Genomic DNA, 15,002 nt, shown 5'->3' with positions numbered 1-15,002 from the left:
CTCAAACAACAGTACCCTGTCGGTATGACGCTCATTTTGGACAGCATCTCCGTATCCGCCATGGACAACAACTGCTACCTGCTCGTCGCGGGCAATGAGGCATTGCTTATCGACGCCGCTGATGACGCCCCCGCCTTGCTGAAACTCGCGGAAAAGCACGGCGCCCACATCTCACACGTCCTCACAACGCATCGCCACTCGGACCATGTCCGCGCTCTACCTGCAGTGCTCGAGGCCACCGGCGCGACCCATATCGCGTCCTTCCTGGACTCCCCGGCACTCCCCGCACCAGTAGATCTGGAGCTGCACCATGGCGATGCGTTCACCTTCGCAGGCCACGAATTCCGCGCCATCATCCTGCGTGGTCACACCCCAGGTGGGCTCGCATTCGCGGCCACTGTGGACGGTGCCACCCACCTGTTCGTCGGTGACTCCCTCTTCCCCGGCGGCGTGGGCAAAACCAACAACGAGAATGAATTCCGTCGCCTCTTCACCGACGTGACTGAGCGCATCTTCGACGTTTTCCCTGACGACGCCATCGTCCACCCAGGCCACGGCACGTCGACCACGCTCGGTGCCGAGCGCCCGCAGCTGCAGGAGTGGGCAGAGCGCGGCTGGTAGTTATCGAACAGTTATTTTCCCTGCTCAACGCCGCAAAATTCCGGGGGTAGCAACAAAAAGCTCCTGCGATGTTGTCAGAAAACTGTCTACCATGGTGCTACACCACTTTAGAAGGAGATTTAGACATGATTCGTAAGATTGCCCGCCCAATGCTCGCTTCCGCTTTCGTCGCATCCGGAGCCGATATGGTGATGAACTCCGACGAGCACCGCGATGGCACCAAGGAGATGCTGACCAAGCTGCGCTCTGTTGTGCCGGCACAATACGCCTCCTACATCCCTAATGACCCAGACATGGTCACTAAGGCCCTCGGTGGCGCCCAGGCAGCCTCCGCTTCCCTGCTGGCGCTGGGCAAGGCTCCTCGCCTGACTTCCGCTGCCTTGGCTGCCATCACCATTCCGACCGTGCTGTCTCGTTACGCATTCTGGGAGACCCAGGACGCGAAGGAGAAGCAGGATCGTCGCAATGGCCTGATCACCAACACCGCTCTGCTTGGCGGTTTGATGATCGCTTCTGCCGACACCCAGGGAAAGCCAGGTCTGCAGTGGCGCGCTGAGCACGCTGGCAAGGCCGCTAACAAGAAGATCCAGGCCGCTTTGCCAACCAAGTCCGAGCAGGAGAAGATCGCGGACAAGGTCACCGGTTACATCGACGATGCCGCCAAGTACTTCGATGACAACAAGGATGACTGGCTCGCCCGCGCTCAGAAGAACTCCGAGGTAGCCAAGCACAAGTTTGTGCAGGTAGCAGCCACCGCGCAGGAGCGCGCTCAGGAGCTGCAGAAGGTGGCCGCTGAAGAGGCAGGTCGCGCACAGAAGAAGGCCTCCAAGCAGGCTGCTGTCTACCAGAAGAAGGCCGACAAGGCCACTGTTAAGGCACAGAAGAAGCTAAAGAAGTACGATATCTAACTAGTTTCTTTACCCGGCCGTCGCAACCTCTACGGTTGCGACGGCTTTTACCATCGAGGGAGTACATGAGCGAGATAGCGGCAGAGCAACGCTACCTGGACGGCCTCTTCGACCGTATTGACGCCGAAGTGACCAAGGCCAATGAACGACTCAAGGAAGTCATGCTCCGGGTCGACCGGTGCGAGCGAGACGCCGAAGCACTGGTAGAGCGCGAAACGGAATACCACGCCCTCAACGAAAAGCTGGACAAGCTCACCCTCGCCCAACTCGGACTCGTATTCGGACGGATCGACGTGGCCGACGATCAACCGGAGAATCCGGTGCGTCCTGACCTGGACCGACGCTATATCGGCCGCATCGGCATGGATGATCGCGAAGACGGGTACCGCACCCTCCTGTTGGACTGGCGTGCGCCGCTCGCCCGGCCGTTTTACCTCGCTACGACGGCGGAGCCGTTGGGCGTCGAGAAGCGTCGGCACATCCGCACCAAGGGCCGCACCGTCGTGTCCGTGGACGATGAAAATCTGACGCAGGCGACCGAGGATTCGAATGTTGCTGGCGAATCCGCCCTCGTTGCTGCACTGAATGCGGCGCGCGGCAGCCACATGAATTCCATCGTGGAGACGATTCAACGCGAGCAGGACGAGATTATCCGAGACCCGACGCGGGGCGTAATGGTGGTTGAGGGCGGTCCCGGCACCGGAAAAACGGCCGTCGCGCTGCACCGCGTCGCTTACCTGCTGTACTCGTGGCGCGAGCAACTCGCTAAGACCGGTGTGCTAATCATCGGGCCCAACGACGTGTTCCTGGAGTACATCTCCCATGTGCTGCCCGAACTCGGCGAAACCGGCGTCGTGCTGGCGACCACGGGCAACCTCCTTGTCGAGCCATCGGAACAGGACAGCCTGCTCGCGCGCGAAGTCAAAGGCAGCGAAGAGATGGTCTACATCCTGAAAAAGGCCGTGCAGGCGTATCAGGTAGTTCCCGCAGACCGCACACTGCGCATCGGCAGCCTCGATATCATCTGCACCTCGGCGATGGTCAGCAAGGCCCGCGCCACCGCACGCCGTTCGCGCCGCCCGCATAACGACGCCCGTCCCATCTTCGCCGATTCCCTCATCGACCAACTCGCCCACGCCCTCGCCTCAGTGATTGGCGCGGATCCCCTCGGAGGAAAGAATCTCCTCTCCGCAGGCGACATCGCCGAACTCCACGATGAACTCGCCGAGGAGCCGTTGGTCAACCAACTCATCGACGAACTCTGGCCGGAGTTGGAGGCCGAAACCGTTCTCAAGGAGCTGCTCACCTCGCGGACACGCATCGCGGAGGTCGCACACGAATACGACGAGGAAACTCAGGACGCCCTCTATCAACCGCATGACGGCTGGACCCCCACCGACTCGGCGCTGATCGACGAGCTGCACCAGCTCATCGGCATCCCGTCAGAGAGCTCTCTGACGGAGGACTGGGACCAGGAAGTTCTCGAGGCCCAGGCAGCCCTCGATATCCTCGAAGGCTCGGCCGTGCAAGACACCGACGACGGCTTCGATGCCGAGGTACTCCAAGCGCACGACGTCATTGACGCGGAGACCTTGGCCTCCCGACAACAAGTGCGCGATGACCGTTCGACAGCGCAACGGGCCCGCGCGGACCTCACCTGGGCCTATGGACACGTGGTGGTAGACGAGGCGCAGGAGCTCTCCCCGATGGAATGGCGGATGGTCATGCGACGCTGTCCGTCCCGCTGGATGACCTTGGTCGGCGACACCGCTCAGACTGGTTCCCCCGCCGGCGTGGACTCGTGGGCCGAGACCTTGGACCCCTTTGTGGGCGATCGCTTCATCCGGAAGTCGCTGACGGTCAACTACCGCACCCCACGCCCGATCGCTGAGTATGCGCAGATCCCTGCGGAGTCGATCCGCGACGGCGAGCCGGTGCGCTACGGCAAGGTGGCGGATCTGGAGAAGTACTTACCTAAGGACGGGCGTTCCTACGTAATCATCCGCCCTGGCGAGGTCGAAAATGTAAAAGGCCTGGAGTTCGACCACGTTATGGTGGTGAATCCAGACCAGATTCTGGCGGGCCCGCAGGGGCGCCAAAACCTCTACGTGGCCGTCACACGGGCCACGCAAACGCTCACGGTGTTGGACTAGCCAGCGACGGTGTGCACGATCATGACGTCACAGTCGGACTGACGAGCGACATCGGCCGGGACGGAGCCCAGCAGGCGACCCGTCAGAGAGTTAATGCCGCGGTTACCGACGACCAGCAGGTCGGCCTTGTGCTCGGTCACGATAGCCATGAGGGCCTCCACTGGGGTGCCTGGCTTGATGGCGGTCTCGATCTTGGTTGCGCCGACGCCCTGAGCTGCCTCAGAAGCCTTCGCCAGGTTCTCCTGCGCTGGGTCATCGCCCAGGACGGTGACGGAATCCTGACGCAGGGTCTTGTTAGCGTCTTCCTTGGACTCGTAGTAAGCACAACCGATGATCAGGGTCGCATCGAAAGCCGCCGCGATGGCTGCGGCGCGCTCAACGGCCATAAGAGAGGACTTGGATCCATCCGTGCCGACCACGATTTTGGTGTACTGACTCATTGGGGACCTCCAAATAGGGAACGTTTAAAGCTGATTTTACATAAAGCCTAGATTCCGGCTTCATTCAAACCACGCAATTCTTTTTTCAAGTCTATTACTTCATCGCGCAAGCGTCCTGCCAGCTCAAACTTGAGTTCGCGCGCGGCCTCCCGCATTTGGGCGGAGAGGTCGTCGATAAGCTTCTTGATCTCGCCCTGCGCCATCGTGGACGTGTCACGCTTTTCGACGACCACCGCCGCGTCGCCCTCTTCCTCCACCATTTCCAGGATGTCCGCGATCTTCTTCCGCAGCGGTTGCGGATCAATGCCGTGTTCGGTGTTGTAGGCGATCTGCTTTTCGCGGCGACGCTCAGTCTCCTCCATAGCCTGTTGCATGGAGTCGGTGATCCGGTCGGCGTACATGTGGACTTCGCCCGACACGTTGCGGGCCGCACGGCCGATCGTCTGAATGAGCGAGGTGGTCGAGCGCAGGAAGCCTTCCTTGTCGGCATCGAGGATCGACACCAAGCTCACTTCTGGCAGGTCAAGGCCCTCGCGCAGCAGGTTAATGCCGACGAGGACATCATACTCGCCGAGCCTGAGCTGGCGCAGCAGCTCGACGCGCTGGAGAGTATCAATGTCCGAGTGCAAATAACGCACCCGAATACCGTTCTCCAGCAGGTACTCCGTGAGGTCCTCAGACATCTTCTTAGTTAGCGTCGTGACCAGGACGCGCTCGTCCTTCTCCGTGCGCAGGCGAATCTCATGGATCAAATCATCGATCTGCCCCTTCGTCGGCTTCACCACAATCTTCGGATCCACCAGGCCCGTCGGGCGAATGACCTGCTCCACGAACTCGCCACCCGTCGCCGCCATCTCGTACTTACCCGGGGTCGCCGACATGTACACGCACTGGCCCTTGCGCTGATCGAACTCCTCCCACGTCAGCGGGCGGTTATCCAGCGCGCTCGGAAGACGGAAACCGAACTCGACCAGGTTGCGCTTCCGGCTCGCGTCGCCCTCAAACATCGCGCCAATCTGAGGCACAGTCACGTGGGACTCGTCGATGATCGTGAGGAAGTCATCCGGGAAATAGTCAATGAGCGTGGCTGGCGCCGAACCCGCCGGGCGGCCATCAATGTGACGCGAATAGTTCTCAATACCGCTGGTAAAGCCCACCTGCTCGATCATCTCAATGTCATACTCCGTACGCATCCGCAGGCGCTGCGCCTCCAGCAGCTTGCCACGATTCTCGAAGTCAGCCAGCCTGTCGGCCAATTCCTCTTTAATCGCCTTCAGCGCGCGCTCCATCCGCTCCGGCCCCGCCACATAGTGCGTCGCCGGGAAAATTCGCAGCTCCTCCACCTGGCGAATGATGTCACCCGTCAGAGGATGGATGTAGTAGAGCGAATCGATCTCATCTCCGAAAAACTCGACCCGCACCGCGAGCTCCTCGTAGGCGGGGATGATGTCGACGGTGTCGCCTTTGACGCGGAAGGTACCACGCGTAAAAGCGACGTCATTACGCGCGTATTGAATGTCAACGAGCAGCCGCAGGAACTTGTCGCGTTCGATCTCTTCGCCCACCTGTAGATACACAGAGCGATCCAAGTACGACTGCGGCGTACCTAAGCCATAGATGCAGGAAACGGAACTGACAACCACCACGTCACGCCGACTGAGCAGGCTCGACGTCGCGGCGTGCCTCAGCCGCTCGACGTCCTCGTTGATCGAAGAGTCCTTCTCGATGTACGTATCACTCGACGCGATGTACGCCTCAGGCTGGTAGTAGTCGTAGTAACTGACGAAATACTCGACCGCATTGTTCGGCAACAACTGCCTCAACTCATTCGCCAGCTGCGCCGCCAACGTCTTATTCGGCGCCATCACGAGCGTCGGCCGCTGCGTCTTCTCAATGAGCCACGCCGCAGTCGCCGACTTACCGGTACCAGTCGCGCCGAGCAACACCACGTCGCGCTCTCCCCTGCTCAGCCTCTCAGAGAGCTCTCTGATGGCTGTCGGCTGGTCGCCACTGGGCTGAAACTCCGAAATCACCTCGAACTTGCCATTGCTGCGCTCGATGTCCTCGGGACGATGCTCCGATACAGGAATCAGGGGGTGTTCTGCAGGAAATGCCATGGCTCAAGCCTACATTCTGTGGATAACTCAAGTTATCCACAAGACGCACGCTTCTCGACGCCCACCACTGGCGCAAACTCTTGTACCTTCACAGCCATGTTCGCCGAATTCGCCGCCGCCCACGCCCCAGGAATGGCCATCCTCGAGGATTGCGCCCGCCTGGTGCGTCAGCTTGGCGAACCCGAGCTCGCTGCCCAATCTGGGCTTCCCGAAACCACCATTCGAGCTTTCGTCGCCGCTCACAAACAGCTGCAACCATTCGCGGAACTCGCCACGGGAATTCCCGTCGACATTCTGATCCTCGTTTCCCGTTGGTCGAAGAAGGTACAGCCCGACCTCATCCCTGCACTGCTCGAGGCCGTGCGAGGAGTCTCGCATTCGGAAGCCGAGGATCATCTTCGGGCTGCTGCCCGTGAATTCGGCAAGCCGAGGCCGCCACGCGGGACTGTGGGCGTCGCAAAGCGCCCGGACTTTTGGGGCCGCCGCCGCGTGACTTTTCATCTCACCGACGCCGAATTTGCGCAGGTGCGCGCGGAGTCGCAGCCCTTCATCGATGCTGCCCGCGCCAAAGACGAGTCGCTGACCTACGGACAGGCACTGGACGTATGGTTCAAGCGCCAATTGCTTTCGCCGGCGCGGGCAGGCAAGCCCACCTACAAACCGGTGCTGCTACTGCCGGTCGACTCTTCGTTGATCTGGGACCGTGGCTCCCTCGTCACTGCCGACGGTGCGCGGGTCAATCCACAAGAACTGCTCGACGCGCAGCTCGACGACACCGGTTGGGCATTGCAGACAGCCCTGGACGCCGACGGAGTCGCCCAAGTGGTGACCGTCGCTGCCATCCAGAACACTAGGTTTTCTTCCGGGGTGCATCGGATGATCGCAGCGCTCGAAACCCTCGTCTGTGCCTGGCCAGGCTGCCACCACGTCGCCGCTGAATGCCAAGCACACCACATTGAGGCAGTTCGCAACGGAGGAATGACCGCGTGGGATAACCTCACACCGCTTTGCGCAGTGCACAACGGTATGAACGATGACATACCGGAGCGGGTCAAGAATGGGCGGATCATCCGCGGAAACGGTGGGTACCCCGGACTACAACGAAGACCCGGAGACCCCGTGCGCTACTCAGCAAACGACCTGCTCACCTCAGGCTGGCGCGGACTCACATACGATCATTACGCACGAGCACACTAGCCAAATGCTGCTGCATTGGCTCGCCCACCGCTGCCATATGGAATTCCGTGTGCAGTGTGTCGCCCTCAAGGCGGTACACGCGCTTCGTCGCGTCCACCTGCTTAGCGGTGCTCGAATTCTGAACGTTTGACTCATCAAGCGTGATCGTCGTGTCAGTGACGGTGCCTTCTAGCAACTCCGTCTGACCGGTTGGCTGAGCGATAACGAACTCAACCTTATCCTCGCCCACCGGACGCAGGTAACCCGTCTCTGTATGCAACGGCCCGTTCGGGCCCTTCGTCTTCTGGACATACACCAGGAACGGCTTCCCCGGAATCTGGGAAAACTCTAGCGTCTCCTCGTATTCAAAAGGCTCAATCGTCGGGTAAAAACCTCGGCCGGTGCCCTGCCACGTACCTACAAAAGAACTAAGCATTGCGAATCCTCTCCTCTAACGCGTCTATCTGAGGGACCAAGTCCATCATGAGACCATTATTGTCAATTAAGACATCGGCTGCAGAATTGCGTTGCTCGTCACAAATCTGAGCCGCCATGCGTTTGCGTGCATCGGCTTCCGTCAGACCACGCCTGATAAGGCGTTGAACCCGAGCCTCAGGCTCGACGGTGACGACAACTACCAAGTCCATGTCCTCGTGCAGGCCCTGATCCACCAAAAGAGGCATGTCATAGATAACCGCTTCCTCACCGGCAGCTTCCGCTTCCTTAAAGGCCAGAGCCGTCTCTGACCGGATTTTGGGGTGCGTGATGCTGTTGAGCAGCTTGGTCTTCTCCGAGCTGGCGAAAGCGAGCCGCGCGAGTTCTGCCCGGTTCAGTTCGTCACCGTCGAGGATGGTGTCGCCGAAGGCCTCCACGAGTTGTGGAAGCACCGACGGGATGATGTCGCGGGCGATTTGGTCGGCGTCGATGACGGGGAATCCGCGGGCTTCGAGTAATGAGGCGACTGTTGATTTGCCGGAGCCGATGCCTCCGGTGAGTCCGATTCGTAGCATAGAAACAACAATAGCCCGGCCAAAGGGCCGGGCTATGTGGAGCTAGAAACTAGTTGCCTGCGAGCTTCTCGCGGAGAGCAGCGAGCTGCTCGTCGGATGCGAGGGAGCCTGCGGTCTCTTCTGCTGGTGCTTCGTCTTCGGAGGAGGAAGCTGCTTCGGAAGAGTAGTTTGCTGGGGCAGCTTCTGCAGCCTCAGCGGCGGCGGCACGGTTCTTCTCGATCTGAACGGTGTGCAGCTGGTGGCGACGCTCGGACTCTGCGTAGCGAGCCTCCCACTCTGCGCGCTGCTCTTCGAAGCCTTCGAGCCATTCGTTGGTCTCTGGGTCGAAGCCTTCAGGGAAGATGTAGTTGCCCTGCTCGTCGTAGGAGTCAGCCATGCCGTACTTGGATGGGTCGAACTCTTCGGTGTAGTCCTCATCAGCCTGCTTGAGGGAGAGGGAGATACGACGACGCTCGAGGTCGATGTCGATGACCTTGACCATTGCTTCGTCGCCAACGGTGACGACCTGGTCTGGAACCTCAACGTGGCGCTCAGCCAGCTCGGAGATGTGGACTAGGCCCTCGATGCCCTCTTCAACGCGAACGAATGCACCGAATGGGACGAGCTTGGTGACCTTACCTGGCACGATCTGGCCCACAGCGTGGGTGCGTGCGAAGACGCGCCATGGATCTTCCTGGGTAGCCTTCAGGGACAGGGAGACGCGCTCGCGCTCGAGAACAACGTCGATGACCTCAACGGTGACTTCGTCGCCAACGGTGACAACCTCAGATGGGTGGTCGATGTGCTTCCAAGACAGCTCGGAAACGTGAACCAGACCGTCTACGCCGCCAAGGTCGACGAATGCGCCGAAGTTGACGATGGAGGAGACGACGCCCTTGCGGACCTGGCCCTTCTGCAGCTGTGCGAGGAACTCGGAGCGTACCTCGGACTGGGTCTGCTCGAGCCATGCACGGCGGGAAAGCACAACGTTGTTGCGGTGCTTGTCCAGCTCGATGATCTTGGCTTCGATCTGCTGACCGATGTATGGATCAAGGTCGCGAACGCGACGCATCTCAACGAGGGATGCTGGCAGGAAGCCGCGCAGACCGATGTCCAGGATCAGGCCGCCCTTGACAACCTCGATAACGGTACCGGTGACTGGCTCGTCCTTCTCCTTGAGCTCCTCGATGGCGCCCCATGCACGCTCGTACTGTGCGCGCTTCTTGGACAGGATCAGACGACCTTCCTTGTCTTCCTTGGTGAGGACGAGGGCGTCGATCTGGTCGCCAACCTGGACAACATCGTCCGGGTCAACGTCATGCTTGATGGAGAGCTCGCGGGACGGAATGACACCTTCGGTCTTGTATCCGATATCGAGCAGGACCTCGTCGTGATCGACCTTGACGACGGTACCCTCAACAATGTCGCCATCGTTGAAGTACTTGATGGTTGCGTCGATCGCTGCGAGGAAATCCTCAGCGGTGCCGATGTCGTTGATGGCTACCTGAGGAACGTTGTGGTTGGGCATGTGTTAATAGCTCCGAAAGCTTATAGGAAATCGAAAATGGACAGGGGATCTGCGCGCCTGAACTGCAAGAACGAGGGCATGATACTTTCCTATAGAGCATCCACCACACGCTTATGCCGACACGCTCCAAAAACATTAGCCCCTTTCACCTGCAGAATCAAATAGGAAGTGATGCATGTCAAATACCTTCTCTGACGCTAATCGCACCTGGTGGGACCAGGATGCACATGATTACCACCAGTCACATTCTGCGTACCTTTCTTCCTTTTATTGGTGCCCCGAAATGCTGCACGAAAAGGACGCACGTTTGCTTGGCGACGTCACAGGCAAGCGCATACTCGAAATTGGCTGCGGCTCTGCCCCATGTTCGACTTGGCTTCGCGATAGAGCCGAGCTCGCAGTGGGTTTCGATATTTCTATGGGAATGTTACAGCGAGGCACAGGTAATCTCGTCCAAGCCGATGCCTTGAGCTTCCCCTTTACGGACGACTCCTTCGACATCGTGTTTTCCGCGTTCGGCGCGATCCCCTTTGTAGAGTCCTCTCTGACGGTCCTGCAAGAAGCGGCACGAGTACTCAAACCTGGCGGCCGGTTTGTTATGGCCATCAACCACCCGATGCGGTGGATTTTCGCCGATGATCCTGACTCTTTTGCCGTTCAGTACAGCTACTTTGACCGCTCAGGCTACACCGAATTTGAGGGTGAGCGGCTCACGTACGCGGAGCAGCACCGTACCCTTGGCGACCGGATTCGGGAACTCCTTCACGCAGGTTTCGTGCTGGATGATTTGTTGGAACCCGAATGGCCGGAGGATCTCACCGAGAATTGGGGCCAATGGTCGTCGAAAAGGGGCAAGATTTTTCCCGGCACCGCCATCTTTGTTGCGCACTTACCCCAGTAGCGCGAGATTCCATCCTTTCAGCGCGTCAGAGATGCCCATGATGCCGCCCTTGGTCTTGTTGGCATCGGATACTCGAGAGGCGACACCGACAGCCCAGGCACCATCCTTCGACAATGCGAACACGGCTCCACCGGAGTCTCCACGATCGTAGATTCCACGCGCGTAAAACTGGCCGTCTTTGTCGATAGAGACAGGTACACCGCACGAGTACCCGGTTGTGGCCCCTAGGTGACAAATCGGATTCTCTCCCTCCAACGCCTTCTCCGGGGACATCCATCCTTTAAGCTCGTAGGAAGTCGGCAGCTTAGGGCTCACGAGGTTAGGATCGCTGATTTCGATCAAGCCAATATCGAGCCCCTCGATCGCTCCTACGGCATCTCGGTCGACCAAGGACGCGGCCATTGTTCCGAACTTACGCGCCTTCCCTTCCTTGTTGACGATCGCGAATTCATCACCCTTCTTGCCACAGTGCCCTGCAGTAATTAGGTAAAGCGTCTTCTTGTCTTTCTCTCGCGCCAGGAAACCTGCCGAACAGGAAGCCTGGGCCTGCACGTTGTAGATCTTCACACCTGGCTGCACCTTCTCCGGGTAGCGCAGGAACTCCCAGTCCACAGAGTTGTGGTACAGGATGCCGAGGTTATCGTCACGTCCGCGTTCGCCGGACTTATCGTGCTCTGGGTCGACTTTGGTTCGGTCGATGTCTTTGTCGTTAGATTTTGACTTAGGTTTAGCTGTCGTCGTTGTCGGCTTAGGTTTGGCCTTGGTACTCGTAGTCTTGGGCTTCACCGGCAATGTGACCTTCACGTCGCCCCCGTCACCATTCATCTTGCATTCGAGTTCGAAATTCTCCGATAGGGAACCTTTTCCGGTCGCGGTACCAGAGATTTTTCCGTCGAAGCCGTCGGCAGTGATTTCAGACTCAGAAATGCTGGCGCTCAGGAGCATTGGGGAGCTTTTGCGGTCTGAAAGCGCTTCGAGTTCGGTGTTCATTGCGTTTTCACACAAGCGAACTACGTCATTGACGTTGAGTTTTGCGGCTGGTTTCACCTCATCACCGGCGGAAAAATTACACCCAACGAGAGTGAAACTCGCTACGAAGATCCCGGCAACAACTGTGCGAAAGCTCATACCAAAACTCCATTTCCATAATTTTTTCATCATGCTAGTAGAGTTTTGATAGGTAGGCCATTTGAAATTGCGGGGATACCGCATCACACCGATCAGAGGGCCTCCAGAGCCAACATTGTAAGAAAATTCGGAGCCACTGCCACACCAGTTAAGTACTGATAAGGCACGTGCACGTACTGGACACCCACCAACTCACCTTGAGTCTCCCGTACTTGAAGACGTGTTTCAGCATGAGACGAAACAGAATCTTCGTACGCGTAGCCAGAGTTGGCACTACTCATTCCCATTGCATAGTTTCCTGAAAAGATTGGGCGAAAATCTGAGTCAAGGAAGCAAGGTCTGTGCCGCGAGCGGGACGAAGTTCGATGCTCATACCATCAGGCTTAGTGCGCCGCCTCGTCCCAGTTCTCGCCGTGCCCAGCGGATACTTCCAAAGGCACGGACAGGGTGATCGCGGCGTTCATTTCGCGTTCGAGAATCGACTGCACGTCAGACAGCTCCCCAGGAGCCACTTCCACCACGAGTTCGTCGTGGACCTGCAGCAGCATGCGGGACTTCATTCCTTCCAACGCGGCGGCTACGCGGATCATGGCCACCTTGATGATGTCAGCAGCAGTGCCCTGGATCGGCGCGTTGAGCGCAGCGCGCTCGGCGTTTTCGCGGGCGACTCGGTTATCGGACATAAGCTCTGGCAGGTAGCGCCGGCGGCCGAACAGTGTGGAGGTGTAGCCGTCGATACGCGCTTGCTCAACCACTTGTGTGAGATAGTCTCGAACGCCGCCGAAGCGTTCGAAGTAGGCGTCCATGATCTTTTTCGCTTCGCCGGGCGAGATGTCGAGTTGGCCGGAGAGTCCGAAGGCGGAGAGGCCGTAGACCAGGCCGTAGGACATGGCTTTGACGCGGCGGCGCAGCTCTGGAGTGACCTCGGAGACGGGAACGTCGAAGACGCGGGAGCCGACGTAGTTATGCAGGTCTTCGCCGGCTTTGTAAGCGGAGATGAGCCCGGGGTCTTGGGACAGGTGGGCCATGACGCGCATTTCGATCTGCGAGTAGTCGGCGGTAAGCAGCGTCTCAAAGCCGGAGCCGACCTGGAAGGCAGCGCGGATGCGACGGCCGGCCGGGGTGCGCACCGGGATGTTCTGCAGGTTCGGGTCAGTCGAAGACAGACGCCCGGTGGAGGCCACCATCTGATTGAAGGTGGTGTGGATACGCCCGTCAGAGGACACGGCCTTGATCAAACCGTCCAAAGTAGTCTTCATCTTCTGGTACTCGCGGTGCGCGAGCAGGTGATCCAAGAACGGGTGCGGATGGTTGACGGCGAGCGTCTCGATTTCCTTGGCAGCGGTCGAGTAGCCGGTCTTCGTCTTTTTCGTCTTGGGCATGCCGAGCGTCTCAAATAGCACCACCTGCAGCTGCTTCGGCGAGGACAGGTTCAACGTCGGGTCGCCGGCGAGCTCGCGGGCTGCGGTTTCCTCGTCTGCAACCATCTCCACGAAGGTGTCCCGCTGTTCCTCCAACGCAGCCACGGACACCGCAATGCCGGCGGCTTCCATGCGCGCAAGAATGCTGACGAGCGGCAGCTCCAACGACTGGTATAGCTCGTAAGACTCAATGTCTTGCAACTCTTGTGTCAGCTGTTCGGCCAGCTCCCAGATCGCCGCGGCGTGATCCACGAGCTTAGTGTTGTCAGACAGCAGGGACAGCTGTTCCGAGTCCGCTGCTAACTGCTTCTTTAAGTGGCGCTGATACACGTCAGACAAGGCGTAGGTGCGCTGGCCCGGACGCAGCAAATAGGCAGCCAAGGCGGTGTCGTGCGCGATGCCGTTCAACTCGTAGCCACGACCAGCCAGCATGTGCCAGGCAGCCTTCGCATCGTGGAAGAACTTGGGCTCCTCGGAGGCCAGCCATTCGCCGAGGGCGCGATCGTCTTCCTCGGTCAGTTCTGCTAGGTCGACGAGCAGGGCGTGGCGGTGGGCATCGATAAGCGCGAGCTGGTGCGCGTCCCCCTCACCTGGCTTTGCGACACCCGTCACCGCCACCGCGATAGGCCCGCGCGGGAGCCACTCGGTGAGGGCTGCCTTGTCGACGACCACTTCAGAGAGCTCTGTGACGGGTGCCTGTTGGATGTCGGCTTTGACTACGGCGAGGACTCGTTCGCGCAGGTTCGTGCCGAACTGCAGCTCATCGAACTTTTCGGCGATCTCGGTGACATTGGCTTGCTGGAAATCGAGCTGGTCGGGGCTGACGGGCAGCTCCATGTCCTTGACCATTTCGGTGAGTTCGCGGTTCATTTTCACCTGTTCGATGCGTTCGCGGAACGCGTCGCCAGCCTTGCCCTTGATATCGTCGGCGTGCGCCACGAGGTTGTCGATCGTGTCGTACTGCTGGATCCACTTGGTGGCGGTCTTCTCCCCCACTCCTGGGACGTTCGGGAGGTTATCGGAAGGGTCGCCACGCAGCGCCGCAAACTCCGGGTACTGGGCAGGAGTCAGGCCGTACTTCTCCTCGACAGCAGACGGGGTGAAGCGGACGAGGGTGGACACGCCGCGCATCGGATAGAGCACCGTGGTGGTGTCATTGATCAGCTGGAAAGAATCGCGGTCGCCGGTGACGATGAACGTCTCAAAGCCCAGAGGCTTGGCCGCCGTGGCGAGCGTGGCGATGATGTCGTCCGCTTCGAAATTCTCCTGCTTGATCGTGGTGATACCGAGCGTGTGCAGGATGTTTTCGATCAGCTCGACCTGGCCACGGAATTCCTCTGGAGCAGCCTCGCGCTGCGCCTTATACTCCGGGAATTTCTCCGTGCGGAAGGTCTTGCGTCCAACATCGAATGCTACGGCGATGTGATCTGGTTTTTCCTCGCTGAGCAGGTTCGACAGCATGGACAAGAAGCCATACACCGCGTTCGTGTGCTGCCCGCCGGTGGTGGAAAAATTCTCGGCAGGAAGGGCATAAAACGCGCGGAAAGCCATTGAATGGCCATCGATCAACATCAGCTTCATGGCACTCAAGTCTAGGCGATTTTATTTGTCGGCCTGCTA

Annotated in this window: 12 protein-coding genes; 5 read left to right on the top strand and 7 right to left on the bottom strand. The window is 59.2% G+C overall.

The annotated features are described in order from the left end of the window. Window positions 1–24 precede the first annotated feature (24 nt). The 3 genes from CKALI_RS05010 to CKALI_RS05000 all read left to right on the top strand — a co-directional run bounded on the left by CKALI_RS05010 (window position 25) and on the right by CKALI_RS05000 (window position 3,682). Window positions 25–621, top strand: coding sequence for an MBL fold metallo-hydrolase (locus tag CKALI_RS05010; RefSeq protein ID WP_156192264.1), 597 nt, complete (start codon window positions 25–27; stop codon window positions 619–621). Between the two features lie 125 nt (window positions 622–746). After that, window positions 747–1,529: a DoxX family membrane protein gene (locus CKALI_RS05005; protein ID WP_156192263.1), complete on the top strand. Its 783-nt coding sequence runs from the start codon at window positions 747–749 to the stop codon at window positions 1,527–1,529. 65 nt (window positions 1,530–1,594) lie between these two features. Further along, window positions 1,595–3,682 (top strand): HelD family protein, encoded by a 2,088-nt coding sequence (locus tag CKALI_RS05000; RefSeq protein ID WP_156192262.1) that lies wholly within the window; start codon window positions 1,595–1,597, stop codon window positions 3,680–3,682. Here CKALI_RS05000 and CKALI_RS04995 read toward each other — a convergent pair. Together CKALI_RS04995 and uvrB are read right to left on the bottom strand one after the other, a co-directional pair. After that, window positions 3,679–4,122, bottom strand: a complete 444-nt coding sequence (locus CKALI_RS04995) for a universal stress protein (RefSeq protein ID WP_156192261.1) — start codon at window positions 4,120–4,122, stop codon at window positions 3,679–3,681. The two genes, CKALI_RS05000 and CKALI_RS04995, sit on opposite strands and share 4 nt — an antisense overlap. Before the next feature lie 47 nt (window positions 4,123–4,169). Then, window positions 4,170–6,239, bottom strand: coding sequence for an excinuclease ABC subunit UvrB (uvrB, locus tag CKALI_RS04990; RefSeq protein WP_156192260.1), 2,070 nt, complete (start codon window positions 6,237–6,239; stop codon window positions 4,170–4,172). A gap of 96 nt (window positions 6,240–6,335) precedes the next feature. Between uvrB and CKALI_RS04985 the strand changes: the two genes are divergently transcribed. Beyond that, window positions 6,336–7,436 carry an HNH endonuclease signature motif containing protein gene (locus CKALI_RS04985; RefSeq protein ID WP_156192259.1) on the top strand — a complete coding sequence of 367 codons (1,101 nt, stop codon included), beginning with the start codon at window positions 6,336–6,338 and terminating at the stop codon, window positions 7,434–7,436. Here the strand turns inward: CKALI_RS04985 and CKALI_RS04980 are convergent. From CKALI_RS04980 to rpsA, 3 genes are read right to left on the bottom strand one after another with little or no spacing between them, the layout of a single operon-like run. Then, the gene (locus CKALI_RS04980) at window positions 7,405–7,851 is read right to left on the bottom strand and encodes an FABP family protein (RefSeq protein WP_156192258.1); all 447 of its coding nucleotides are present in this window, start codon (window positions 7,849–7,851) and stop codon (window positions 7,405–7,407) included. The two genes, CKALI_RS04985 and CKALI_RS04980, sit on opposite strands and share 32 nt — an antisense overlap. After that, the gene (coaE, locus tag CKALI_RS04975) at window positions 7,844–8,425 is read right to left on the bottom strand and encodes a dephospho-CoA kinase (RefSeq protein WP_156192257.1); all 582 of its coding nucleotides are present in this window, start codon (window positions 8,423–8,425) and stop codon (window positions 7,844–7,846) included. The genes CKALI_RS04980 and coaE overlap by 8 nt, the downstream gene beginning before the upstream one ends. Window positions 8,426–8,474: 49 nt before the next feature. Beyond that, on the bottom strand, window positions 8,475–9,932 hold the full coding sequence (rpsA, locus tag CKALI_RS04970) for a 30S ribosomal protein S1 (protein ID WP_156192256.1): 1,458 nt from the start codon (window positions 9,930–9,932) through the stop codon (window positions 8,475–8,477). 175 nt (window positions 9,933–10,107) lie between these two features. On the opposite strand from rpsA, the gene CKALI_RS04965 reads away from it, so the two are divergent. After that, entirely contained in the window at window positions 10,108–10,833 is a 726-nt protein-coding gene (locus CKALI_RS04965; RefSeq protein WP_156192255.1) for a class I SAM-dependent methyltransferase, read from the top strand. Here the strand turns inward: CKALI_RS04965 and CKALI_RS04960 are convergent. Continuing rightward, window positions 10,822–11,961 (bottom strand): chymotrypsin family serine protease, encoded by a 1,140-nt coding sequence (locus CKALI_RS04960; protein WP_156192254.1) that lies wholly within the window; start codon window positions 11,959–11,961, stop codon window positions 10,822–10,824. The genes CKALI_RS04965 and CKALI_RS04960 overlap by 12 nt on opposite strands. A gap of 383 nt (window positions 11,962–12,344) precedes the next feature. Beyond that, window positions 12,345–14,954: a DNA polymerase I gene (gene polA / locus CKALI_RS04955; RefSeq protein ID WP_156193660.1), complete on the bottom strand. Its 2,610-nt coding sequence runs from the start codon at window positions 14,952–14,954 to the stop codon at window positions 12,345–12,347. Between the last annotated feature and the right edge of the window lie 48 nt (window positions 14,955–15,002).

The organism is Corynebacterium kalinowskii, from assembly GCF_009734385.1.
GTDB lineage: Bacteria > Actinomycetota > Actinomycetes > Mycobacteriales > Mycobacteriaceae > Corynebacterium > Corynebacterium kalinowskii.
Note: the sequence above shows the minus strand (reverse complement) of the source record. Positions and strands in the feature narration are given on the sequence as shown.

What these genes read in the sequence shown, in the direction of transcription:
- CKALI_RS05010 (WP_156192264.1), top strand. Translation starts at nt 25, where the DNA reads ATGACGCTCATTTTGGACAGCATCTCCGTATCCGCCATGGACAACAAC.
- CKALI_RS05005 (WP_156192263.1), top strand. Translation starts at nt 747, where the DNA reads ATGATTCGTAAGATTGCCCGCCCAATGCTCGCTTCCGCTTTCGTCGCA.
- CKALI_RS05000 (WP_156192262.1), top strand. Translation starts at nt 1,595, where the DNA reads ATGAGCGAGATAGCGGCAGAGCAACGCTACCTGGACGGCCTCTTCGAC.
- CKALI_RS04995 (WP_156192261.1), bottom strand. Translation starts at nt 4,122, where the DNA reads ATGAGTCAGTACACCAAAATCGTGGTCGGCACGGATGGATCCAAGTCC.
- uvrB (WP_156192260.1), bottom strand. Translation starts at nt 6,239, where the DNA reads ATGGCATTTCCTGCAGAACACCCCCTGATTCCTGTATCGGAGCATCGT.
- CKALI_RS04985 (WP_156192259.1), top strand. Translation starts at nt 6,336, where the DNA reads ATGTTCGCCGAATTCGCCGCCGCCCACGCCCCAGGAATGGCCATCCTC.
- CKALI_RS04980 (WP_156192258.1), bottom strand. Translation starts at nt 7,851, where the DNA reads ATGCTTAGTTCTTTTGTAGGTACGTGGCAGGGCACCGGCCGAGGTTTT.
- coaE (WP_156192257.1), bottom strand. Translation starts at nt 8,425, where the DNA reads ATGCTACGAATCGGACTCACCGGAGGCATCGGCTCCGGCAAATCAACA.
- rpsA (WP_156192256.1), bottom strand. Translation starts at nt 9,932, where the DNA reads ATGCCCAACCACAACGTTCCTCAGGTAGCCATCAACGACATCGGCACC.
- CKALI_RS04965 (WP_156192255.1), top strand. Translation starts at nt 10,108, where the DNA reads ATGTCAAATACCTTCTCTGACGCTAATCGCACCTGGTGGGACCAGGAT.
- CKALI_RS04960 (WP_156192254.1), bottom strand. Translation starts at nt 11,961, where the DNA reads ATGAGCTTTCGCACAGTTGTTGCCGGGATCTTCGTAGCGAGTTTCACT.
- polA (WP_156193660.1), bottom strand. Translation starts at nt 14,954, where the DNA reads ATGTTGATCGATGGCCATTCAATGGCTTTCCGCGCGTTTTATGCCCTT.